We start from the raw sequence: 20723 nt of genomic DNA, 5'->3' as shown, positions 1-20723 counted from the left end.
CGCCTTCCCGGCTACGGGAGGGCGGTGGTCTCCACGGACTCCGAGGGTTCCGCCTGCTTCGCCGTCTTCCGTGCCGGGCCGTGTCCGTCGCCGGGTGTGGCCGCGCCCCGGGCCACCACCGGGCTGGACGCGTCGCGGTTCAGCCGCAGCGAGAGGATGACCGCGCCCAGGCCCACGGCGGTCATCGCGGCGCCCGCCCACGCGGTGGAGGCGTAGCCGAGGTCCGCGTCGATGACCGTGCCGCCGAGCCAGGGGCCGCCGGTGTTGCCGAGGTTGAAGGCGGCGGTGGTGGTGGCGCCCGCGAGGGTGGGGGCGGCTCCGGCGACGTTGAACATGCGGGCGTTGAGGGCGGGCGCGGTGTAGAAGGCGGAGACGCCGAGGAGGAAGGTCAGCACGACGGTGGCGACCGGGTTGGACGCGAGGAGGGCGAGGGCGGCCAGGAAGACGGTGGAGGCGGTGATGCCGGTGAGGAGGACGCCGAAGAGGTGGGCGTCGGCGACCCGGCCGCCGATCGTGGTGCCGATGACGGCGCCGATGCCGAAGAGGCCGAGGACCCCGGAGACCCAGCCGTCGTCGAGCCCGGAGACGTCGGTGAGCAGCGGGGCGAGGTAGGAGAAGGCGCAGAAGACACCGCCCGCGGCGAGCGCGGTGATCACGATCGACAGCAGGACCTGCCGGTCGCGGTAGATGGCGACCTCCTGCTTGAGGCGGGGCTTGGTCGCGGGGAGCGGGATGTGCGGGATGCGGGTGGCCACGCCGACGAGGGCGACGGCGGAGGCCAGACCGACGGCCCAGAAGGCGGAGCGCCAGCCGAGGTGCTCGCCGAGGAAGGCACCGGCGGGGACGCCGAGGACGTTCGCGATGGAGAGTCCGCCGATCATGACGGCCATGGCGCGGGCGCGGGAGCCGACCGGCACCATCGCGATGGCGACGGCGGCGCCGAGCGCCCAGAACCCGGCGCAGGCGAGGGCGCTCACGATCCGGGAGGCGAAGAGGACGGCGTAGTTGGGGGCGAGCGCGCCCGCGACCTGGCCGAGCCCGAAGACGGCGATGAGGGCGATCAGGGTGGCCTTGCGGGGGAGCCGGAGGGTGGCGACGGCGAGCAGCGGCGCGCCGACGACCATGCCGATCGCGAAGGCCGATATGAGGAGTCCGGCGCGGGGTATGGAGACGTTCATGTCCTCCGCGATGGGCGGGAGGAGCCCGGAGAGCATGAACTCGCTCGTACCGAGCGCGAAGACGGAGAGCCCGAGGATGTAGACGGCGAGGGGCATACGGGCGGCGGACGAGGACGTCGAGGACCCGGCGGAGGTTGACGGCATGACATGCGTCAACCTGCGTTTTGTCCCTGTCATTCCAGGTGTGCGGAACTTCTCGGGATACGAGACGGGGGCCCCACCGTAGGGATTCCTGTTCCTGAGGGCCCTCCTCAGACGGGTAGGTTCCAGCTCGGTCCGCCGGGCCCGGCGAGCAGCACGCGCTGGGCGTCCGGTGTGATCGAGACGCGGAACGCGGACAGGTCCGGCGAGCCGTGTCCCTCCCAGTGGCCGACGGCGTCCTCGACCGCGTCCCACAGTCGCAGTGGGCCCCGCTGGACCACTGTCCATCCACCGGCGCCGTCCGTCCGTGTCCATGCCTGCGAGCCCGTGGCGACGTCGAGCAGGATCTGTCCGTCGCCCAGTCCCAGCCGCTCGGCCGACGGCGCGGCGAGCTGGGCGACGAACCGTCCGGTCCAGTCGTCGAGGAGGGACGGGTCGATCCGGCTCGGCCGCTCCTCACCGGGAAGGAGTTCGACGGGTCCGTGCGGGGGACGGTCGTGCGGCCGGGCGGCCATGAACGACGTGTATCCGGGCAGGAACCGCCCCTCGGCCCCGCCTGAGGCGTCGGCCTTCAGGAGTGCCAGGCCATGGCCGAAGCCCCATCCGGCGAGGGTGACCAGGAGGGTTCCTCCGGGCTCGACCTGCCGGAGCAGACCGTACGGGACGTGCCGCATCGAGCAGAAGGCGATCACGACGTCGTACGGTGCCCGCTCGGCGTGGCCACGCAGCCCCTCACCGGTGATGAGCGTGGGGGAGTGACCCGCTTCGGCGAGTGCCGTCCGTGCCCGCTCGGCGGCGTCCGGGTCGGTCTCGATCGCGGTGGTGTTCGCGGCACCGGCGATCTCGCAGACGCAGGCGGTCGAGTATCCGGTGCCCGCACCGATGACGAGCACGCGATGCCCGCGCCGGACACCTGACTGCTCGACCATCCACAGGACGAGGCCGGGCAGGGTGGAGGACGATGTCGGTGTCCCCCCGGTGACGGGTCCTGCGGCGTGTTCGGCGAGGACTCCGTCGAGCTGTGTGACCCACGTGGTGTCCTCGTACGCGAGACGCAGCCATTCCTCGGTGGTCGTCTCGGCACGCCGTACCGGTGTCCACACGGTGACGCCCGGAGGCGCGCTCGCCCGGTAGACGGCGGGTCCGAGGAAGACCTCACGAGGTACGGCGCCGCCCGCGCGCCGCACGTCGGTGTCGCGCAGTCTTCCGTCGGCGACGAGCCGTTCGATGAGCCGACGCCGGGGGAGTGCCGCGAGGTCGGGTGCGTCATCAGCCATGAGGAGTGCCTTTCCGGAGCGTGTCGGCGAGCGCGTGTGCGATGGCGCGGCTCGTGGCGTCGTCGACGAAGGCCCATTGGCCGTTCGGGTTGCATTCGAGGAACCACCATCGGCCGTCGGCGTCGAGGGCGAAGTCGAAAGCGCCGAAAGTGAGCCCGAACGCGTGCAGGTACGACCGGACGGCCGTTCTCACGGCGCCCGGCACGGCGACGGGAGAGCACCTGATGCGGCGCTGGTCCCGCCGCCAGTCGAGGTGGTCGCCCTCGTCGTCGATCCGGGTCGCGAAGAGTTCGTCCCCCACCGCGGCGACCCGGATGTCCGCGGTCTTCGGGACACATGCCTGGAAGAGGTGGGGACAGAGCGCGATCGAGGAGCCGAGCTCGTCGGCTTCCACGGTGTGGACCCAGATGGTCATGTTCCTGCCGTCCGGGCCGGGCAGGTGTACGCCGTGGACGGGCTTGTAGATCACCCGCTCGTGCTCGCGTGTGAACCCCCTCGCTTCCTCAAGGCTGTTGGTGACCAGGCTGTCGGGCACGGCGAAGCCGACGCGGACGGCGGTGGCGAGCTGCGCGGCCTTGTGCTCGGCGGCGCGGTTCCGCAGGGGATGGTTGAGGTGCAGGGCGCCCGGGAGCGCGGTCAGGATGCCGGTGTAACCGGCACGGGACTGCTCGATCCCGAACCGCTGCTCCGGAGTCACTGCTCGTCGGGCGTCTCCGTACGGGGACGGGCGCCGCCAGTAGACGGAGCGGACGGCCGCCAGATCGATACGGCGCGTCGAAGTGACCAGGCCGCCGGTGAGTCCGGCGGCCCCGACCCGGGCACTCATCCGGGCGCCGCCGCGCAGGTCCACGGCGGGGTCGAGCCGTACGACCGGGACGCCCCGGTCGTACAGCTCGCGCAGCACCAGATCGGCCGTGACGTCACCGAGTGCGGTGATGACGAGGACGGGCGCGTCGGGCATGTCAGTCCGACGCGTGGTCTTCGAGGGCGTCCGTGTCGGCGGGTTGCGGAGGCCGGGTTCCCCCGCCGTCGGCGCCCGTGGCGGTCGCGGTCGCGGTGGCCGTGTTCGTACCGTGCTCACCCATGTCGACGCTCCACCCGTCGGGGCCGAGGTAGCGCGTCGTCTGCGTGACGGGGTCGATCTCGATCCGGGCGTACGGCACCGGGACCGTGAGGACGTAGGGGGCCAGCCGTTCCAGGCCCCAGGGCTTTTCCGTGGTGGCCGGCGGACGATTCTCGTATCCGTCGGGTCCAGTGGAGTACGCGGTCCGGTCCTCGACGTGACGCCTCAGCCTTTCCCGTCCGCCTGTCGCTTCGGCTCCGAGCGCTCTGCTCGGTGCACCTGTGATCGAGTCGGCCATGAGGGGAACTCCTCTCGGGAGGCAGTCGGCTGGATTCCCAACGCCCGTAACCTGTGCGGTCGCTGGTCGTTCTCGCGTCTTGAACGTACGGTCGGCGCGGGCTCGGCAGGACTGACTGGCAGTACGTGTTCAGGAGCATGGACGCTCTCAGGGGGCTGCTCATGATGGCGAAACCGCCTGCAACAGGACGCGCGGTCCATGGGGCTGTCGCGGGGTTCGTGCTCCGCTCGGCCCGGGAGAGCATCCCGTACACACAGGTGTCCCTGGCCGAGGTGCTGGAGGTGGACCTGGGCACGCTCCAAGGGTGGGAAACGGGACGTAGGCCCTTGGCGAATGTGAAGGCCGGAACACTGCTGCGGCTCAGGCGTCGGCTGGGGGCTCTGGGGGCGGACTCCGCCGTCGTCGGCTTACTGGATCCGGCCATGGACGCCGATCAGATCATCGGTGCGGCGCTGGATCCCCGGGGGGACATCGGATCGCATCCGCTCGCGGCCTGGGTGCACACGCAGGATACGGCCCACATGCTGGCCTGGGCTCTGACGGGCGCGGTGCCACCGGTCCTGCGGGACCGTGTGCCTCTTCCGAGGCGAGGGCCCGTCGCTGAGGCCCCGCTGTTGGGAGCGGTGGACAAGGCGCGGTTCTTCGACCACCTGAGGGAGACGGCCGAAGCGGCCCGGAGTCCTCGTGGCGGCGCGTTGCTGCACCGCCAAGCCCTCTACCTGGCCTCGTACGACCGTGGACCTGAGGCCGCCGCGTGGACAGCCCACGCACTGCACACCCGTCGCGGGGTGCTCATGCGTCAAGGGTGGTCGGAACACTGGGCGGAAGCGCGATCCATCGCGACCGCGCTGGCCCGGTTGGGAGATCCGCAGCCTCTGCTGGACTTCATCGAACGTTCCCTGGCCGACGACGACATCGCGGAAGCGGCGAACCTGAACTACTGGGCGTACTGGCTGGGGAGTGTCCGGCTGCCCCAGCCCGATGATCGGTTCATGCGCGACCAGGAGCTTTCCGACTGGGATCCCGTCACGCTTCTACGCGGGCTGGCGCGAGGCCTGAACGACGCCCCGGGCTATGTCGACCTGCACATCCACACCCTGTGGGTCCTCCTGGTCGAACACCCGTGGTTGCCCAAGGCGTCGCCGACGACCGCGACTGTCCTGGCCGAGAGGATCGGCCAGTTGCTCGACGGGAACGGGACCTCCGGAAGGACCCGGCGTGAGCTTCGGGCCGTGCACTACGTTCTGGATGATCGCATCTGACACCGGAGGTCACGGCATGACGGACGAGACGGCGAACGCCGAGGGCACGGCCGGGTTCATCTTCGAGATGGGGGTGCTGAAGAACGCCAGGCGCACCGGGTGGTGGTTCACCGGGAACAACCAGCCCGAGTCGATCGCGGAACACTCGTTCCGAGTGGGCGTCATCGGGGCGGTGCTGGCGATGATGGAGGGCGTGGACCCCGCCAGGGTGGCGCTGATGTGCCTGTTCCACGACACCCAGGAGACCCGTATCGGGGACATCCCCCACATCGGCCGCCGGTATCTCGACGCGGCCACGAACCAGACGGTCACCGCGGACCAGGTCTCCGCCGCGCACCCCGCCGTGCGGGACGGCGTGCGGGACGTCGTCGAGGAGTACGAGGCCAAGGAGACGCCGGAGGCGGTCGTCGCCCGCGACGCCGACAAACTGGAGTGCCTCGTCCAGGCGGTGGAGTACCGGGCGCAGGGGAACACCCTCGTCCAGGACTGGATCGACACCTCCCTGGGCAGTCTGAGGACCGACTCCGCTCGGGTGCTCGCCGAGGCCGCGTTGACCATGTCCCCGCTCCAGTGGCGCACGACGTTCTTGAGGTGAGCGGCCGGTGCCCGCCGGGGTGTGGCTCCGCGCGTTCCGGTGGGCCACGACTCCCTTTAAAAGACCTGGGAAAGAACCCTTCCTTCCCACCCTCCCTCCCCCAACTGCCGTGCTCACACGAACGGGTGACAGATTGTCCGGTCAGCGGACGAGTGGGGTACGGTCGGTTCGTCCGACTGGCATATGCAAGTCGGCCCCCGTCGGGACTGGCATCCCGGCGAGGGCCTGACCGATCAGGAAGAAAGCACCTTCCCAATGGCTTGTTCGCAGTTTAACGCGACCTCTTCTCCCATTTCTCCTCTCTCTGGGATTGCTTCCGAAAAGCCATGCTCAGGAGTGATCAATCTGTCGCACGGTCATGAGGAACGCTTCACCGTGGTGGGAAACCACCTCGCCCAGCATCCCGACCTCTCCGCCGCGGCGATCGGGCTCGGCGTCTACATCCAGTCGCTCAAGGCGGGCGACGACGTGAGCGTCAAGGCGCTCGCCCGGCGGTTCCGCGAAGGCGAGATCACCATCCGGCGGGCCCTCAACGAGCTCGTCGCCACCGGGTACTTGGAGCGCAGGCGGGTGCCGCTCGGGGGCGGCCGGTTCGCCACGAGGATCATCTCGTACAGCAAGCCCGGCTGCGGCACGGTGACCTTCGGGCCCGACGGCCAGTACTTCCTCCACGAGGCCCGCCCCGAGCCTCAGCGAAGGACCAAGCGCCAGGTCAAGGGCGTGCCCGAGCCCGAACCGGAGCCCGAACCAGCCGCCGCACCCGGGTCGGTCGCCGTATCCGGGCCGGAGCCCGTATCCGGGTCGGTCGTCGTACCCGGGTCGGTCGTCGTACCCGGGTCGGCTGCGGCACCCGGGCCGGAGCCCGTACCCGAACCACCCCCCGTGGCCGAGCCGGTGCCTCTGCCCGCGCCCGCACCGGACCTCGGGGCCGTACCAGCCTCGCGGCGCCTCGCGCCCCCGGGCGGGCCGGAGCCCGGCTCCGGCGCGCCACCCGCCCCCGTCCGGGCGTCCGTCCCCGCGCTCGGGATCCTCGCCGGGCTGCGGGCCGTCGATCCCCGGCTGCTGCTCTCCGCGCGGGACGTGCACCGCCTCGCGCCCCTGGTGGACGTATGGCTGGATCGCGCGCTGTCCGGCGCTCAGGTGACCCAGGCCCTCACCGCCGGACTGCCGCCCGTCTCCGTACCCGTGCACCATCCCGCCGCGTTCCTCGCGTACCGCCTCCGGGTCTTCCTCCCGCCACCGTTGCCGGAGGCGGCGGGGCCCGGGGAATCCCCCGCCGCACTGCCCCTGATCACCTGCGACGGCTGCGAACGGGCCTTCCGGAGCCACGATCCCGAAGCCGTCTGCGCCGACTGCCGAAGAGCCGCCGACGAAGGCGCCGCGCGCGGTCGCGGTGGCGGCCGGAGCGTCGCCTGACCGACTGCGGTCCGCTCCCCGGCGGCCCACCGGCCGATGGATCTCAGCCGCCCGTCCCCGCCGCTTCCCCGGAGAGTTCCGCGATCTCCCGCGCCACGTTCTCCCGCGCCCGCGCCTCCCACACCGCCGCCCCGTACGGGGTGCGGAAGAGGCGCGGCAGGGACAGGAGTTGGCGGAGGACGGCCGCGCGGCCCTCCCGGTAGGCGTCCGGCGGGACGAACGCGTACTCCTCGCGGATCGCCGCCGCGTACTCCCCGTACGCGTCCGGATCGCCCGCGAGGACCGCGAGGTCCGCGTCGCACAGGGTCTCGCCGTTCAGGTCGCCCCCGGCCGGGTCGTGGGTGGTCGTCAGGCGGACCAGACGGGCGACCTCCGCCACCTCGCGCGGGGTGAGCCCCGCCTCGGCGAGGGCCCGTTCGGCGAGCGCCGCCGAACGTTCCTCGTTCTCCGAGCGGTCGGGGCGGTAGACCACGTCGTGGAACCAGGCGGCGAGCCGCACCAGCTCCAACTCCCCGCCCTCGCCGCCCTGGTCGGCGAGTTCGTCCACCCGGTCGAGGACCGCGCGGAGGTGGTCGACCGTGTGGTACCGGCGCTGCGGCTCGGCCCAGCGGGCGAGGAGATCGAGCCCGTACGGGGCGGGATCGGGGCCCCCGCGCCCCGCACGGGCGGCGAGCAGGGTGGTGTTCCAGCGCCGGAGGAGCGCGGGGTCCTGGTCTGCGGTCATGGGGGCATTGTGCCCGCCGGGGGACGCGGTCCGAAGGCGCCTCCGCTCGGACGGGGTCCCCTTCGGGGGGTGAGGGCCCGCCCCCGCCCGAGGGGCCCCGGCCTGGGGTGCGTGGTGTCCGCCGGGCTTCCCGGGGTGGGTGGAGCGGGTGGTTCCCCGGGGTGTCGGTGGGCCTTCGGGGTGGGTGGAGCGGGTGGTTCCCCGGGGTGTCGGTGGGCCTTCGGGGTGGTCCCGGTGGGCTCTCCCGTACGCCTCCTGACGGCTCCTCACCTCACTCTTACATACCCCCCATGGGTATGCTACGGTGCTCCGCAAAGGTACCCCCTAGGGGTATGCCCCGGCGGTGTCCGGGGGTCGTCGCGAGTGAAGGGTCAGGGCAATGTCAACCGTCAATCCCCGGCGCTGGTGGGCACTTGTCGTGCTCGCCGCCGCACAGTTCATGGTCATCATGGACACGTCGATCATCGGGGTCGCGCTCCCCGAGATGCAGAAGGACCTGGGCTTCTCGCAGGGCGAGCTCCAGTGGGTCTTCAACGCGTACGTGATCGTCTTCGGCGGCCTCCTGCTCCTCGGCGGACGCCTCTCCGACCTCATCGGGGCCCGCAAGATCTTCGTCACCGGCTGGGCGATCATGATCGTGGGCTCGATCCTCGCCGCCGCCGCCCAGACCGCCTGGGTCGAGATCGCGGGCCGCGCCGTCCAGGGCGTCGGCGGTGCCCTCATCGCGCCCGCCGCGATGACCCTGCTGATGATGCTCTTCATGCACGACCCGAAGGAGCTCGGCAAGGCGATGGCGCTCTACGGTGCCGCCGCCCCCGCCGGTGGTACCGCGGGTGTCTTCCTCGGCGGCGTCTTCACCGAGTGGGCCGCCTGGCAGTGGGTCTTCATCATCTACATCCCGATCGGTCTCGCGACCCTCGCCGCCACCAAGATCCTCCCGAGCGTCGCGTCCCGCCGGGGCTCCGTCGACGTCCTCGGCGCCGTCGCCGTCACCGCCGGACTCGCGCTCGCCGTCTTCGCGGTCGTCCGCGCCCCCGAGGTCGGCTGGGGTTCCACGGGCACCGTCCTGCAGCTCATCGGTGCCGTCGCCCTGCTGATCGTCTTCTTCCTCATCCAGAAGAGCATCCGCGAGCCGCTCATGCCGCTCAGCGTCTGGCGCGTCCCGCGCCTCGGCTCCGCCAACCTGGCGATGACGCTGCTCGGTGCCGCCTGGATCCCCATGTGGTACTTCCTCAACCTCTACCTCCAGCAGGTCCTGGGCTACGGCGCCTTCGCGTCCGGCGCCGCCCTGCTCCCGATGACCGTGCTCCTCATGATCTTCATGACGGCCATCACCGCCCGGCTCATGGGCAAGTTCGGGGCCAAGCCGCTGATCGGCACCGGTCTGCTGGTCCTCGCCGCCGGTCTGGTCTGGCTCGCGGCCGTCCCGCCCACCGGCACCTTCCTGATCGACGTCCTGCCCGCCTCGCTGGTCGCCGCGCTCGGCATGTCCCTCGCCTACATCCCGGCGATGATCGCCGCGATGTCCGGCGCCCCGCAGGAGCAGGCCGGTCTCGCCTCCGGCATCGTCAACACCACCTACAACGTGGGCTCCGCCCTCGGTCTCGCCGCGCTGACCGCCGTCGCCATGTCGCAGGGCGCCGACAAGCTCGGTGACCTGCCCGCCCTCACCGACGGGTTCTCGTCCGCCTTCATCGGAGCCGCGATCATCGCCGCCGTCGGCGGTGTGATCACCCTCCTCGTGATGAAGGGCGACAAGGCCGCCGCCGGTGCTCCCGCCCCCGCTCCCGAGGGCGAGAAGGTCTCCGCTTGACACACCGGGCGCGCGTGACCGCGTGTCGCCCGCAGGGGTCGCCCGACGTCCACCCCAGGACGTCGGGCGGCCCCTTTCCCGTACCCGGGACCCCTGCCTGGACCCCTGCCCGTACCTCTGCCCGGACCCCTCCCCGTACCTCTGCTTGGACCCCTCCCCGCGCCCCTCCCCGTACCCCCGTCCGTACGCCTCCCCACATACCCCTACCCCGTATCCGAGCATCGCGAGAAGGAGCACGTCATGGAGTTGAACACCCGGGCCGTCCACGTCGTCAACGAGCCGTTCCCGGAGGGCAGTCGGCCGCTCTCCGTGCCGCTGGTGCAGTCCTCCGCCTTCGCCTTCGAGTCGGCCGACGAGCTGGCCGGGGCCATGGCCGGTCCGGACGGTCCGTACGTCTACGGCCGCCGGGGCAACCCGACCGTGCGGTCCCTGGAGAAGACCCTCGCCGGACTGGAGGGCGGCGCCGGGGCCCTCGCCTTCGCCTCCGGGATGGGGGCGATCAGCGGGGTGCTGCTCGCGCTGCTGCGGCCGGGCGACCGGGTGGTCGCCCAGCACACCCTGTACGGCGGGACGCACGCCGTCCTCGGCGACCTCGCCGAGCGGTACGGGATCGAGACCGTACGGATATCCGGCGACGACCCGGCCGAACTGGAGGCCGCCGCCGTGCACCCCGCGACCCGGCTGCTCGTCCTGGAGACGATCGCCAACCCCACGGGCCGGGTGCCCGACCTGCCGGGGCTGCTCACGACGGCCCGCGCGCTCGGGGTGACGAGCGTCGTCGACAACTCGCTGGCCTCGCCGGTGCTGTGCAGGCCCCTGGAGCACGGCGCCGACATCGTCGTGCACTCCACGACCAAGTACCTTTCGGGCCATTCCGACGTCCTCGGCGGCGCCGCCGTCTTCGCCGACGACGCGCTGCGCCGCGCGGTGTGGCCCCGGACGGTCGAACTCGGCGCCTGCGCGGACCCGTTCGCGGCCTGGCTGACCCTGCGCGGGATACCCACCCTGCCGCTGCGGATGCGGGCGCACTGCGCCGGGGCGGCGGTCCTCGCGGAACGCCTCGAACGGCGCCCCGGGGTCACCGCCGTGCACTACCCGGGGCTGCCCGGCCACCCCTCGTACGAACGGGCCGGGAAGCTGCTGTCCGGCGGCGGCGGGCTGCTGTCGTTCGAGCTGGCGGGGGGCCGGGAGGCGGGCCGGGCGTTCATCGAGCGCGTACGGCTGGCCAGGTTGGCGCTCTCCCTCGGCGGGGTGGAGACCCTCGTGACGCACCCGGCGTCCACCTCGCACCGGGAGCTGGACGGAGCGGCCCTCGCGGCGGCCGGCATCGGCCCCGGGCTCGTCCGGATGTCGGTCGGCATCGAGGACGTCGAGGACCTGTGGGCAGATATCGAACAGGCCCTCGGATAGGGGATCTTCGTGCGGGTTTCCGCGCCCCGGGGTCCTTCTTTTGGGTTGACAAAATAAATGGTCGATTCGTATATTGGGGTGTGCCAGGGAAATACCACTCCTAGGTCAAGGGGGGCGCGAGATGCGCTACTTCGAGGACTTCCGGCCCGGCGACGTCCACGAGCTGGGCACCGTCACCGTCACGGCGGAGGAGGTGCTGGAGTTCGGCAGGCGCTTCGACCCGCAGCCCTTCCACACGGACCCCGAGCGTGCGGCGGACTCGCAGTTCCGCGGTCTGATCGCCAGCGGGTTCCACACCCAGGCGATGTTCATGCGCCGCTATGTCGACGGGATGCTCGCCTACAGCGCCTGTATGGGCTCGCCCGGCATCGACGAGGTCCGCTACCTGCGGCCCGTCCGCCCGGGTGACACCCTCACCGCGCGCGTCGAGATCCTCGGCATCACCCCGTCGCCGTTCAATCCCGCCACCGGCACCGTCAAGCCCCGGTGCACCCTGGTGGCCTCCGACGGGACGGCCGTGTTCAGCATGATCCTGCACAGCATCTTCCGCCGGCGCCCCGCCGAGTCCGACGCCGACCATCTGTCGTCGATGCCCTCGGCCCAGGACCCCGTCGGCTGCGTGCGACCGGCCAAGACCTGTGTCCCGGTCATGAGTGCCTGACGGACCCCGTCCGGCAGGCCCCTGAACACGGCCGTCCGTTATCACCGCACCACCCGTCACCGCACCACCTCTCCGCACCACGTCGGGGCACCTCCGTGCCCCGACGTGGCTCCGCACCTCCCCGTACACCCGCCCAAGTGAAGGGAGACCTCCTGTGGAGGCCGTATCCCGCACCGCCCAGTGGACCGCCGCCGCGCGCGCCCTGGAGACCGAGCGCGAGGACCGGCTGTTCGCCGATCCCTACGCGCGCACCGTCGCCGACCGGATCGGCTTCGAACTGCTCGATCGCTACGCCGGGGGCGGCACCGTGCCGTTCCTCGCCATCCGCACCACCTACCTCGACCGGGCCGTCGTCCGGACCGTGCGGGAGCGCGGCATCCGCCAGGTGGTGTTCCTCGCCGCCGGTATGGACACCCGCTTCTTCCGGCTGCCCTGGCCCGACGGCGTCACCGTCTACGAGCTCGACCGCCCCGCCCTCCTGGAGGCCAAGGCGGAGATGCTCAAGGACGAGCCGCGGCCCGCCGGGCGCACCCGGATCACCGTCCCGGTCGACCTGACCCAGGACTGGACCGGCCCCCTCAAGGAGGCGGGCTGGAAGAGCGAGGAGCCCGTCCTGTGGGTGGTCGAGGGACTGCTGTTCTTCCTGCCGGAGCAGGCCGTACGGACCCTCATCTCCACGCTCTCCGCGCACGCCGCACCCGGCTCCGTGCTGCTCGGCGACGTCATCTCCAAGGCCGCCCTGGACAATCCGCTGGCCCGCTCCTTCATGAACGCGCTGGAGGAGGACGGCAACCCGTGGCTCTTCGGCACCGAGGAGCCCGAGGCGCTGCTCGACGACTGCGGCTGGGCCGTGCGGGAGGTCCGGCAGCCCGGTGAGGACGGCGCCGACTTCGGCCGCTGGCCCTACCCGGTCCCGGCCCGCACTGTGCCCCGCGTGCCCCGCTCCTTCCTGTTCACCTGCGATCTCCCCACGTACGAGGAGGAGAAGGCCGCATGAGCGCCCACGACTTCCACCAGAGAGTGATCAGCGACGCCGGTGCCGCCGTGCGCGGCCTGACGGTCTCCCTCGGCCAGCGCCTCGGGCTCTACCGCGCGCTCGCCGAGCAGGGCCCGCTCACCGCGCCCCGGCTCGCCGAGGTCACCGGCACGGACGGGCGGTACATCGAGGAGTGGCTGCACGCGCAGCTGTCCGCCGGATACGTCGAGCGGCACCCCAGCTCCCTCACGTACACCCTGCCCGCCGACCACGTCGAGGTCCTCGCCGACCCGAAGGCCGTCACCTACGCCGCCGGGTTCTTCACCGCCCTCAAGGCGCTGTACGCCACCGAGGACCTCCTCGTCGACGCGTACCGCACCGGCGACGGCGTCGGCTGGGCCGAGCACGACGCGGCCCTCGACACCGGCATGGGCTCCTTCTTCCAGCCGACGTACGAGCACAAGCTCGTCTCCGAGTGGCTGCCCGCCCTGCACGAGGTCACCGGCAAGCTCGACGCGGGCGGCACGGTCGTCGACGTCGGCTGCGGCGTCGGCCACACCACCCTCCTCATCGCGCGGGCCTTCCCGAACGCCACCGTCCACGGCTTCGACTACTCGGAGGAGGCCATCGCCATCGCGCGGGAGCTCGCCGAGGAGGCCGGGCTCTCCGACCGGGTCGTCTTCGAGGTGGCCTCCGCCGACGACTACCCCGGCTCCGGCTACGACCTGGTGTGCTTCTTCAACGCCCTGCACGACATGGGCGACCCGGTCGCCGCCGCCCAGCACGTCCACAAGTCCCTGGACGCGGACGGCACCTGGATGCTCGTCGAGTCGAACGTGTCCCCGCAGGACGTGGACGCCCAGACCCCCGCCGCCCGCATGTTCATGGCCCTGTCCGCCGTCATGTGCCTGCCCGTCGCGGTCGCCCAGCGCGGCCCGCACGCGCTCGGCAACCACTCCGGGGAGAAGGCGTTCCGGGGCATCGCGGAGGAGGCCGGCTTCACCCGCTGGCGCCGTGCGACGGAGACCCCCGTCAACGCGGTCTACGAAGTCCGGCCGTAACCCGATCCCGAGGAGCGATGTCATGGGCGTCACCGCCCCCCTGCCGGTCACCGACCGGTTCATGGAGGTCCTGGAGCGGCTCAGCGAGCGCTCCGTGGAGGACTACTACAACCCGTACCAGACCTTCCAGTGGCCCGAGACGCTGGAGGAGAACCGTTTCTGGATGACGCCGGAGCTGCTCACCGTCTACGGCACCGAGCACTACGACACCCTCGGTGAGGAAACGCTTCAGCGCCTGTCGAAGTGGGAGTCCATCAACTTCTACAGCCTCAACGTGCACGGCATCCGCGAGCTCCTCATCGAGGTCGTCGGCCGGATCCACATGCCGGGCTTCGAGGTCCCCTCGGACTTCTTCCACCACTTCATCGGTGAGGAGAACGAACACATGTGGTTCTTCTCCGAGTTCTGCCGCCGCTACGGCAACAAGATCTACGGCTCCACCGGGATGCGCGCCGACGCCGCCTGGGAGCCCGAGGTCGAGAACTTCCTGGTCTTCACCCGCATCCTCTTCTTCGAGGAGCTGGTCGACCACTACAACTCCCGCATGGCGAAGGACTCCTCGCTCTGCCACACCATCCGCGAGGTCAACCGCATCCACCACCAGGACGAGTCCCGCCACATCGCCTTCGGGCGCGAGCTGGTCTCCCTCCTGTACGGCCGGATGTGTCAGTCCGTCGGCGCCGAGCGGGTCCGCGAGGTGGAGGCGTACCTCAAGCGGTACGTCGTCTACAGCATCAACTCCCTCTACAACCCGCACGTCTACCGCGACGCCGGGATCGCCGACCCGCTGGCCCTGCGCAACGCGCTGGTCGCCGACGGGAGCCGCCGTCCCCACGAGCGCAAGGCGATCCGCAAGCCGCTCGCCTTCTTCCTGAAGACCGGGATCTTCTCGGACGACACGCTGCCCGTCGTCTGAGGCAACCGCGAGACCTCCCACCCGAGAGGTGAAGAGATCATGACCGTGACGACCCCCGCACCCGTCGGGGCCCCCGTGACCGGCGGGGAGACCAAGGCCGAGACGAGGGGCGACCGGCCCGGCACCAGCCGGGGCCTGCCCTCGCTCGGCCCGGAGGGGACCCGCCTGCTGCGGCTCCTCGACGACACCTTCGAGAGCTGGGGGGTGACCGCGGGCGCCCGTCCGATGACCATGCCCCCGCTCCTCCCGGCCGCCGACCTGGCCCGACTCGACTACTACGACAACTTCCCGCACCAGGCCGTCGTCGCCACCCCGCTCGACCTGGACCGGCGGGCCACCGAACCCTTCTCCGCCGACACCGGGCACTTCCCCAGCGCGGCGCTCCAGCCGGCCTCGCTGGGACTGCCCTCGGCGTCCTGCTACGCCGTCTACCTCGACCACCAGGGCACCCGGGTCGCCGACGACACCCTCGTCACGGTCTGCTCCTGGTGCTTCCGCAAGGAGACCCACTACGAGGGGATGCGGCGCCAGCTCGGCTTCCGCATGAGGGAGATCGTCGCCATCGGCGCGCCCGACCACGCCGAGTCCCACCTCGCGGACTTCACCACCCGCATCCAGGCCTTCGCCGCGGCGCTCGACCTGCCGCTGCGCAAGGAGGCCGCCTGCGACCCCTTCTTCGACAAGGGCAGCTCGAAGGCGCTCCTCCAGCGGCTCACCCCGGTGAAGTACGAGTTCCTGTACGAGGACCTGGCCATCGCCTCGGTCAACACCCACCGGAACTTCTTCGGCGACCGGTGCGACATCACCCTGGCGTCGACCGGCGGACCGGCCTTCACCAGCTGTGTCGCCTTCGGCCTGGAACGCTGGCTGTCCGCTCTCACCCGGCGCCACGGCAGCTGGGAGGTCGCCCGCGAGGCGGTCCTCGACGCGAACGCCCGCCTGCGGGCCGGTGCGAGTGGCGCGGCCGGGCCGGTGATCTGACGTGCCGGCCCGTCCCGCCGCCCCGCCGGCGGGCGGCCTGGGGTGGGCGAACCTCGGCATGGACATCGTGTCCGTCAACCGTGTCCGCAGGCTCCTCGCCCAGTACGGCGAGCAGTTCTTCGAGCGGATGCTCACCCCCGGCGAGCTCGCCGACTGCCGCACCTCCTCCGGGCTCGACGTACTGAGCCTGTGCGGGCGGATCGCGGCCAAGGAAGCGGCCTTCAAGACCTTACGGGTCAGGGGCAGGTTCCTGCCCTGGCCGGAAATCGTCGTGCGGCGTTCCGAGGGCGGCTGGCCGCTCGTGGAACTGCACGCCTCGGCGGCCGAGATGGCCGCCGAGTCCGGCATCACCGAGATCACCGTGTCCATCAGCCACGACGTGGACTACGCGGTGGCGGTGGCCGCTCCGATCATCGCCCCCACCCCTTACGTGTCCAGCAGCAGCAGCTAAAGGAGAGCAACCATGGCCGACGGCCTGCAGACGGTGAAGAACTGGATCCTGGAGCGTCACCCCGAGCGCGACGACATCGCGTCCGACCTGGACCTCATCGAGAACCGGCTCATCGACTCCCTGTCCTTCGTCGAGTTCGTCTTCCTGCTGGAGCAGGAGAGCGGCACCGCCATCCAGATGGAGACCCTCGAGGTCGAGTCCATCCGCACCCTCGGCGCCATCGCGCAGCACTTCTTCAAGGCCCCGGTGGAGGTCCAGGCATGAGCCGCCGCCTGTTCACCTCGGAGTCCGTGACCGAGGGACACCCCGACAAGATCGCCGACCGGATCAGCGACACCATCCTCGACGCCCTCCTCTCCGAGGACCCGGGCTCCCGCGTCGCCGTGGAGACCCTGATCACCACGGGTCTCGTGCACATCGCGGGCGAGGTCACCACCACCGCGTACGCGCCGATAGCGAAGCTGGTCCGCGAGGCCGTCCTCGACATCGGCTACGACTCCTCCGCGAAGGGCTTCGACGGCGCCTCCTGCGGCGTGTCGGTGTCCATCGGCGCGCAGTCCCCGGACATCGCGCAGGGCGTCGACACCGCGTACGAGTCCCGCGTCGAGGGCACGGGCGACGCCCTGGCCGCGCAGGGCGCAGGCGACCAGGGCCTGATGTTCGGGTACGCCTGCGACGACACGGCCGAACTGATGCCGCTGCCGATCGCGCTCGCCCACCGGCTCGCCCGCCGCCTCACCGAGGTCCGCAAGAACGGCACCGTGCCCTACCTGCGGCCCGACGGCAAGACCCAGGTCACCATCGAGTACGACGGCGACCGCCCGGTGCGCCTGGACACCGTCGTCGTCTCCTCGCAGCACGCCGCCGACATCTCCGTCGAGGGCCTGCTCGCCCCGGACGTGCGCGAGTACGTCGTCGAGCACGTCCTGAAGGAGCTGGTGGAGGAGGGCGTCAGCCTGGAGTCCGACGGCTACCGCCTGCTGGTCAACCCGACCGGACGCTTCGAGGTCGGCGGCCCGATGGGCGACGCCGGACTCACCGGCCGCAAGATCATCATCGACACGTACGGCGGCATGGCCCGGCACGGCGGCGGCGCCTTCTCCGGCAAGGACCCCTCGAAGGTCGACCGCTCCGCCGCGTACGCCATGCGCTGGGTCGCCAAGAACGTCGTCGCCGCCGGACTCGCCCGCCGCTGCGAGGTGCAGGTGGCGTACGCGATCGGCAAGGCCGAACCCGTCGGTCTCTTCGTCGAGACCTTCGGCACCGGCACCCTGCCCGACGAGCGGATCCAGGAAGCCGTCAGCGAGGTCTTCGACCTGCGCCCGGCCGCCATCATCCGCGACCTCGACCTCAAGCGGCCCATCTACGCGAAGACCTCGGCGTACGGCCACTTCGGCCGCGAGCTCCCCGAGTTCACCTGGGAGCGCACGGACCGCGTGGAGGCCCTCAAGAAGGCGACGGAGGCGTAGTCCATGCGCATCGCTGTCACGGGATCCATCGCGACCGACCATCTGATGACCTTCCCCGGCTGGTTCAGCGAGCAGCTGCTCGCCGACCGGCTCGACCGGGTCTCCCTGTCGTTCCTCGCCGACAACCTGGAGGTCAGGCGCGGTGGAGTGGCAGCGAACATCTCCTTCGGACTCGGCGTGCTCGGTCTGCGCCCCACCCTCGTGGGCGCGGTCGGAGCCGACTTCGAGCCCTACCGGGTATGGCTGAAGGACCACGGTGTGGACACCGACTCGGTGCGCGTCAGCGAGTCGCTCCACACCGCCCGGTTCGTCTGTACGACCGACCGGGCGCAGAACCAGATCGCCACCTTCTACGCGGGGGCGATGGCCGAGGCACGCGAGATCGACCTGCGGGAGGTCGTGGCGCGCACCGGCCGCCTGGAGCTGGTCCTGGTCTCACCGGACGACCCCGAGGCCATGCTGCGGCACACCCGCACCTGCCGTGACCTGGGGATCCCCTTCGCCGCCGACCCCTCGCAGCAACTGGCGAGGCTCGACGGCGAGCAGGTGCGGGAGCTGGTGGACGGGGCCCGGTTCCTGTTCACCAACGAGTACGAGACGGCGCTCCTCCTGGACAAGTCGGGCTGGACGGAGGACGAGGTGCTGCGCCGGGTCGGCACCTGGGTGACCACCCACGGCGAGGCGGGCGTCCGTATCCGGGGCGTCGGCCGGGAGCCGCTGGCGGTGCCCGCGGTGCAGGTCGCCGGTGTCGTCGACCCGACCGGGGTCGGGGACGCGTTCCGCGCCGGGTTCCTCGCCGGGACGCTGTGGGGCGTGCCGGAGCGGTGTGCGGCGCAGCTCGGCTGCGCGGTGGCCGCGACCGTCCTCGACTACGTGGGGACGCAGGAGTACCGGCTGCACCGGGAGCCGCTGCTCGACCGGATCAGGACGACGTACGGGACCGGCTGCACGGCCACCCTCGTCACACATCTCAGGGGGCTGACGTGAGTACCGCGCGACGCTCGCTGCGGGAGGAGTTCGCCACCAGGGTCGTGGTCGCCGACGGGGCGATGGGCACGATGCTCCAGGAAGCCGACCCGACGATGGAGGACTTCCGGGACCTGGAGGGCTGCAACGAGATCCTCAACCTGACCCGCCCGGACATCGTGGCCTCCGTCCACGACGCCTACTTCTCGGTGGGCGTGGACTGCGTCGAGACCAACACCTTCGGGGCGAACCTGGCCGCGCTCGCCGAGTACGGCATCGAGCACCAGGTGTACGAGCTGTCCGAGGCGGGCGCCCGGATCGCCCGCACCACGGCCGACGCGCACACGGCCGTCGACGGGCGGCCCCGCTGGGTCCTCGGCTCGATGGGCCCCGGCACGAAGCTGCCGACCCTCGGGCACGTCACGTACGAGCCGCTGCGGGACGCCTTCCAGCAGAACGCGGAGGGCCTGATCAGGGGCGGCTCGGACGCCCTGCTCATCGAGACCTCGCAGGACCTGCTCCAGACGAAGGCGGCCGTCATCGGCGCCCGCCGGGCCCTGGACCGGGCGGGCGTGGACCTGCCGGTCATCGTGCAGGTCACCGTGGAGACCACCGGCACGATGCTGCTCGGCTCGGAGATCGGGGCCGCGCTGACGGCCCTGGAGCCGCTGGGCATCGACATGATCGGTCTGAACTGCGCCACCGGCCCCGCCGAGATGAGCGAGCACCTGCGCTACCTCGCCCGCCACTCCCGTATCCCGCTGTCCTGTATGCCGAACGCGGGCCTGCCGGTCCTCACCTCCGACGGCGCCCACTACCCGCTCAGCCCCGCCGAGCTCGCCGACGCCCAGGAGACCTTCGTCCGCGAGTACGGGCTCTCCCTCATCGGCGGCTGCTGCGGTACGACCCCGGAGCACCTGCGGCAGGTCGTCGAGCGGGTCCGGGGACTCACCCCCGGTGTGCGCGAACCCCGCCCGGAGCCGGGCGCCGCCTCGCTCTACCAGACCGTCCCGTTCCGGCAGGACACCGCGTACATGGCGATCGGTGAGCGGACGAACGCGAACGGTTCGAAGAAGTTCCGTGAGGCGATGCTCGACGGGCGCTGGGACGACTGTGTCGAGATGGCGCGGGACCAGATCCGCGAGGGCGCGCACATGCTGGACCTGTGCGTGGACTACGTGGGCCGCGACGGTGTGACCGACATGGCGGAGCTGGCGGGCCGGTTCGCGACGGCTTCGACGCTGCCGATCGTCCTGGACTCCACGGAGGTCGGGGTGCTGCGGGCGGGCTTGGAGAAGCTGGGTGGCCGGGCGGTCATCAACTCGGTGAACTACGAGGACGGTGACGGGCCCGAGTCGCGGTTCGCGCAGGTCACCCGGCTGGCGCGGGAGCACGGCGCGGCGCTGATCGCCCTGACGATCGACGAGGAGGGTCAGGCCCGCAGCGTCGAGCACAAGGTCGCCATCGCGGAGCGGCTGATCGACGACCTCACCGGTAACTGGGGTATCCATGAGTCGGACATCCTGATCGACACCCTGACGTTCACGATCTGCACGGGGCAGGAGGAGTCCCGCAAGGACGGCATCGCGACGATCGAGTCGATCCGAGAGCTGAAGCGGCGCCATCCGGACGTGCAGACCACGCTCGGTCTGTCGAACATCTCCTTCGGCCTGAACCCGGCCGCCCGCATCCTGCTGAACTCCGTCTTCCTGGACGAGTGTGTGAAGGCGGGGCTGGACTCGGCGATCGTGCACGCGTCGAAGATCCTGCCGATCGCGCGTTTCGACGAGGAGCAGGTCACCACCGCGCTCGACCTGATCTACGACCGGCGCGCCGAGGGCTACGACCCGCTGCAGAAGCTGATGGCCCTCTTCGAGGGCGTCAACACCAAGTCGATGAAGGCGGGCAAGACCGAGGAACTCCTCGCGCTGCCGCTGGACGAGCGGCTGAAGCGGCGGATCGTCGACGGCGAGAAGAACGGTCTGGAGGGCGACCTCGACGAGGCGCTGACGGTCCGGCCGGCCCTGGAGATCGTGAACGAGATCCTGCTGGACGGGATGAAGAC

General features: G+C 71.1%; 20 protein-coding genes. 15 read left to right on the top strand and 5 right to left on the bottom strand.

Annotated elements, in window-relative coordinates; all coding sequences use genetic code 11:
• Nucleotides 1-11: 11 nt before the first annotated feature.
• From ACFXGN_RS27825 to tgmA, 4 genes are all read right to left on the bottom strand, one after another.
• Nucleotides 12-1274 (bottom strand): Cmx/CmrA family chloramphenicol efflux MFS transporter, encoded by a 1263-nt coding sequence (locus ACFXGN_RS27825; protein ID WP_384864535.1) that lies wholly within the window; start codon nucleotides 1272-1274, stop codon nucleotides 12-14.
• A 155-nt stretch (nucleotides 1275-1429) separates the two neighbouring features.
• Nucleotides 1430-2596 carry an ATP-grasp peptide maturase system methyltransferase gene (tgmC, locus tag ACFXGN_RS27820; RefSeq protein ID WP_384864420.1) on the bottom strand — a complete coding sequence of 389 codons (1167 nt, stop codon included), beginning with the start codon at nucleotides 2594-2596 and terminating at the stop codon, nucleotides 1430-1432.
• Nucleotides 2589-3557, bottom strand: coding sequence for an ATP-grasp ribosomal peptide maturase (gene tgmB / locus ACFXGN_RS27815; protein ID WP_384864418.1), 969 nt, complete (start codon nucleotides 3555-3557; stop codon nucleotides 2589-2591). Before tgmB ends, tgmC begins: the two co-directional genes overlap by 8 nt.
• A gap of 1 nt (nucleotide 3558) precedes the next feature.
• On the bottom strand, nucleotides 3559-3957 hold the full coding sequence (tgmA, locus tag ACFXGN_RS27810) for a putative ATP-grasp-modified RiPP (protein WP_384864416.1): 399 nt from the start codon (nucleotides 3955-3957) through the stop codon (nucleotides 3559-3561).
• Between the two features lie 422 nt (nucleotides 3958-4379).
• On the opposite strand from tgmA, the gene ACFXGN_RS27805 reads away from it, so the two are divergent.
• The 3 genes from ACFXGN_RS27805 to ACFXGN_RS27795 all read left to right on the top strand — a co-directional run bounded on the left by ACFXGN_RS27805 (nucleotide 4380) and on the right by ACFXGN_RS27795 (nucleotide 7230).
• The gene (locus ACFXGN_RS27805) at nucleotides 4380-5219 is read left to right on the top strand and encodes an XRE family transcriptional regulator (protein ID WP_384864414.1); all 840 of its coding nucleotides are present in this window, start codon (nucleotides 4380-4382) and stop codon (nucleotides 5217-5219) included.
• A 16-nt stretch (nucleotides 5220-5235) separates the two neighbouring features.
• A complete protein-coding gene (locus tag ACFXGN_RS27800; RefSeq protein ID WP_384864533.1) occupies nucleotides 5236-5814 on the top strand; it encodes an HD family hydrolase in 579 nt (192 codons plus the stop codon).
• Between the two features lie 375 nt (nucleotides 5815-6189).
• Nucleotides 6190-7230, top strand: coding sequence for a hypothetical protein (locus ACFXGN_RS27795; RefSeq protein ID WP_384864413.1), 1041 nt, complete (start codon nucleotides 6190-6192; stop codon nucleotides 7228-7230).
• 43 nt (nucleotides 7231-7273) lie between these two features.
• On the opposite strand, the gene ACFXGN_RS27790 is transcribed toward ACFXGN_RS27795, so the two are convergent.
• Nucleotides 7274-7954, bottom strand: coding sequence for a hypothetical protein (locus tag ACFXGN_RS27790; protein WP_384864412.1), 681 nt, complete (start codon nucleotides 7952-7954; stop codon nucleotides 7274-7276).
• Nucleotides 7955-8333: 379 nt separating this feature from the next.
• Here ACFXGN_RS27790 and ACFXGN_RS27785 point away from each other — a divergent pair, with 379 nt between their 5' ends.
• The 12 genes from ACFXGN_RS27785 to ACFXGN_RS27730 all read left to right on the top strand — a co-directional run.
• On the top strand, nucleotides 8334-9767 hold the full coding sequence (locus tag ACFXGN_RS27785; RefSeq protein WP_384864410.1) for an MFS transporter: 1434 nt from the start codon (nucleotides 8334-8336) through the stop codon (nucleotides 9765-9767).
• Between the two features lie 240 nt (nucleotides 9768-10007).
• Nucleotides 10008-11177 carry a trans-sulfuration enzyme family protein gene (locus tag ACFXGN_RS27780; RefSeq protein WP_384864408.1) on the top strand — a complete coding sequence of 390 codons (1170 nt, stop codon included), beginning with the start codon at nucleotides 10008-10010 and terminating at the stop codon, nucleotides 11175-11177.
• Between the two features lie 121 nt (nucleotides 11178-11298).
• The gene (locus ACFXGN_RS27775) at nucleotides 11299-11838 is read left to right on the top strand and encodes a MaoC family dehydratase (protein WP_351794405.1); all 540 of its coding nucleotides are present in this window, start codon (nucleotides 11299-11301) and stop codon (nucleotides 11836-11838) included.
• Between the two features lie 154 nt (nucleotides 11839-11992).
• The gene (locus ACFXGN_RS27770; RefSeq protein ID WP_384864406.1) at nucleotides 11993-12835 is read left to right on the top strand and encodes a class I SAM-dependent methyltransferase; all 843 of its coding nucleotides are present in this window, start codon (nucleotides 11993-11995) and stop codon (nucleotides 12833-12835) included.
• Nucleotides 12832-13875 (top strand): class I SAM-dependent methyltransferase, encoded by a 1044-nt coding sequence (locus ACFXGN_RS27765; protein WP_384864404.1) that lies wholly within the window; start codon nucleotides 12832-12834, stop codon nucleotides 13873-13875. The genes ACFXGN_RS27770 and ACFXGN_RS27765 overlap by 4 nt, the downstream gene beginning before the upstream one ends.
• A 22-nt stretch (nucleotides 13876-13897) precedes the next feature.
• Complete coding sequence (locus tag ACFXGN_RS27760) at nucleotides 13898-14791, top strand: diiron oxygenase (protein ID WP_384864402.1); 894 nt, start codon at nucleotides 13898-13900, stop codon at nucleotides 14789-14791.
• A 39-nt stretch (nucleotides 14792-14830) separates the two neighbouring features.
• Complete coding sequence (locus ACFXGN_RS27755) at nucleotides 14831-15772, top strand: hypothetical protein (protein WP_384864400.1); 942 nt, start codon at nucleotides 14831-14833, stop codon at nucleotides 15770-15772.
• A 58-nt stretch (nucleotides 15773-15830) separates the two neighbouring features.
• Nucleotides 15831-16223: a holo-ACP synthase gene (gene acpS / locus ACFXGN_RS27750; protein ID WP_366445471.1), complete on the top strand. Its 393-nt coding sequence runs from the start codon at nucleotides 15831-15833 to the stop codon at nucleotides 16221-16223.
• A gap of 12 nt (nucleotides 16224-16235) precedes the next feature.
• Entirely contained in the window at nucleotides 16236-16487 is a 252-nt protein-coding gene (locus ACFXGN_RS27745; RefSeq protein ID WP_366445470.1) for an acyl carrier protein, read from the top strand.
• Nucleotides 16484-17692, top strand: a complete 1209-nt coding sequence (metK, locus tag ACFXGN_RS27740; RefSeq protein WP_384864398.1) for a methionine adenosyltransferase — start codon at nucleotides 16484-16486, stop codon at nucleotides 17690-17692. The genes ACFXGN_RS27745 and metK overlap by 4 nt, the downstream gene beginning before the upstream one ends.
• A 3-nt stretch (nucleotides 17693-17695) precedes the next feature.
• Entirely contained in the window at nucleotides 17696-18679 is a 984-nt protein-coding gene (locus ACFXGN_RS27735; protein WP_384864396.1) for a carbohydrate kinase family protein, read from the top strand.
• Between the two features lie 62 nt (nucleotides 18680-18741).
• A partial coding sequence (locus ACFXGN_RS27730) for a homocysteine S-methyltransferase family protein (RefSeq protein ID WP_384864532.1) occupies nucleotides 18742-20723 on the top strand: 1982 nt, incomplete at its 3' end.

Source organism: Streptomyces sp. NPDC059247 (assembly GCF_042754005.1).
GTDB lineage: Bacteria > Actinomycetota > Actinomycetes > Streptomycetales > Streptomycetaceae > Streptomyces.
Note: the sequence above shows the minus strand (reverse complement) of the source record. Positions and strands in the feature narration are given on the sequence as shown.

Coding starts and splice junctions, on each gene's coding strand:
- ACFXGN_RS27735 (WP_384864396.1), top strand. CDS start 17,696: ATGCGCATCGCTGTCACGGGATCCATCGCGACCGACCATCTGATGACC.
- metK (WP_384864398.1), top strand. CDS start 16,484: ATGAGCCGCCGCCTGTTCACCTCGGAGTCCGTGACCGAGGGACACCCC.
- ACFXGN_RS27760 (WP_384864402.1), top strand. CDS start 13,898: ATGGGCGTCACCGCCCCCCTGCCGGTCACCGACCGGTTCATGGAGGTC.
- acpS (WP_366445471.1), top strand. CDS start 15,831: ATGGACATCGTGTCCGTCAACCGTGTCCGCAGGCTCCTCGCCCAGTAC.
- ACFXGN_RS27755 (WP_384864400.1), top strand. CDS start 14,831: ATGACCGTGACGACCCCCGCACCCGTCGGGGCCCCCGTGACCGGCGGG.
- ACFXGN_RS27785 (WP_384864410.1), top strand. CDS start 8,334: ATGTCAACCGTCAATCCCCGGCGCTGGTGGGCACTTGTCGTGCTCGCC.
- ACFXGN_RS27805 (WP_384864414.1), top strand. CDS start 4,380: ATGGACGCCGATCAGATCATCGGTGCGGCGCTGGATCCCCGGGGGGAC.
- tgmB (WP_384864418.1), bottom strand. CDS start 3,557: ATGCCCGACGCGCCCGTCCTCGTCATCACCGCACTCGGTGACGTCACG.
- ACFXGN_RS27825 (WP_384864535.1), bottom strand. CDS start 1,274: ATGCCCCTCGCCGTCTACATCCTCGGGCTCTCCGTCTTCGCGCTCGGT.
- ACFXGN_RS27765 (WP_384864404.1), top strand. CDS start 12,832: ATGAGCGCCCACGACTTCCACCAGAGAGTGATCAGCGACGCCGGTGCC.
- ACFXGN_RS27790 (WP_384864412.1), bottom strand. CDS start 7,954: ATGACCGCAGACCAGGACCCCGCGCTCCTCCGGCGCTGGAACACCACC.
- tgmA (WP_384864416.1), bottom strand. CDS start 3,957: ATGGCCGACTCGATCACAGGTGCACCGAGCAGAGCGCTCGGAGCCGAA.
- ACFXGN_RS27745 (WP_366445470.1), top strand. CDS start 16,236: ATGGCCGACGGCCTGCAGACGGTGAAGAACTGGATCCTGGAGCGTCAC.
- ACFXGN_RS27800 (WP_384864533.1), top strand. CDS start 5,236: ATGACGGACGAGACGGCGAACGCCGAGGGCACGGCCGGGTTCATCTTC.
- ACFXGN_RS27780 (WP_384864408.1), top strand. CDS start 10,008: ATGGAGTTGAACACCCGGGCCGTCCACGTCGTCAACGAGCCGTTCCCG.
- ACFXGN_RS27775 (WP_351794405.1), top strand. CDS start 11,299: ATGCGCTACTTCGAGGACTTCCGGCCCGGCGACGTCCACGAGCTGGGC.
- tgmC (WP_384864420.1), bottom strand. CDS start 2,596: ATGGCTGATGACGCACCCGACCTCGCGGCACTCCCCCGGCGTCGGCTC.